Origin of the sequence: Endozoicomonas sp. SESOKO2, from assembly GCF_024606245.1 — a bacterium.
Classification (GTDB): Bacteria; Pseudomonadota; Gammaproteobacteria; order Pseudomonadales; family Endozoicomonadaceae; genus Endozoicomonas_A.
Genome location: NZ_JAHHPQ010000374.1, coordinates 1 through 1,103, shown reverse-complemented (window position 1 = coordinate 1,103; position 1,103 = coordinate 1). Strand labels below are relative to the sequence as shown.

1 protein-coding gene is annotated in these 1,103 nt (G+C 51.1%); it reads right to left on the bottom strand.

Going from position 1 to position 1,103, the window contains the following annotated elements; all coding sequences use genetic code 11:
* Position 1: 1 nt before the first annotated feature.
* The coding region (locus KDK17_RS08240; RefSeq protein ID WP_257287826.1) for a WD40 repeat domain-containing protein at positions 2–1,103 on the bottom strand (1,102 nt) is incomplete at its 5' end.

The window sequence follows — 1,103 nt, the reverse complement described above, 5'->3', positions numbered from 1 at the left end:
GTCAATCACTACCAGCCTGCGCCGGTTCAGGTGACACCAAAGCCCCCCTGATTTCGGTGATTTTCGCGACACCATCCTGACTGGCGGTGACCACATGGCAACAATCGGCACTGAATGTGGCTGAGTTGACTTCATCCTGATGTGAAATGGAAGCTTTCACTACCCATGATCCATCGATCTGCTGGCCAATGATTTTCGCTGTTTTATCTCTACTGGCAGTCACCACATGGCGACCATCAGCGCTGAAGAAGGCTGAATCGACCTCTGCGTCATGAGCAATGGTGACTTGTTCTTCCCAGTTTCCACCGGCCTTCAGACCATAGACCTTCACCGTCTTATCATGGCTGGCGGTCACCAGGTGGCAGCCATCGGCGCTGAAAGTGGCTGATGTCACCAAACCTTTATGGAAAATAATGGCTTTTGGTTCCCATGATTCATCGGCCTTCTGACCACAGATTTTCACTGTACCACCTATACTGGCAGTCACAATATGGCTGCTATCGGGGCTGAAGGAGGCTGAAATGACCCAGCTAGAATGGCGAATATCAGCCTGTGCTTCCCACGACCCATCAGCCTTCTGGCCACAGATTTTCACCATGTAGGGGAAATCGAGGCTGGAAGGGGGGAACATCATCGGATCGTTCTCAGGCATTTTACCGATGGTCAACACATGAGCGCCGTCGTGACTGAAGGTGGCAAACGTGACATGACTAATATCTGGAATGGAGCCTGTCTCCAGCCATGATCCATCGTCCTCCTGACTATGGATTTTCGCACTGTCAGCACCACCGGCGGTGGTTATCAGATAGCGCCCGTCAGCGCTGAAGGTAGCTGAGAGGATCGAATCATCATGGGAAATTCCAGCTTTTGGTACCCACGATCCATTAGCTTCCAGACCATAGATTTTCGCCGTGTTATCATAACTGGCGGTCACCACAAGAGTGCCACCGGGACTGAAGATGGCTGAGCTGACCATAGAGTCATGTGTAATAGTCACTTTTGCTTTCCATGATCCATCAGCACTATGACCATAGATTTTCGCCGTGCCATCATCACTGGCGGTGACCAAATGATTGCAATCGGGGCTAAAGGTAGCTGAGTTG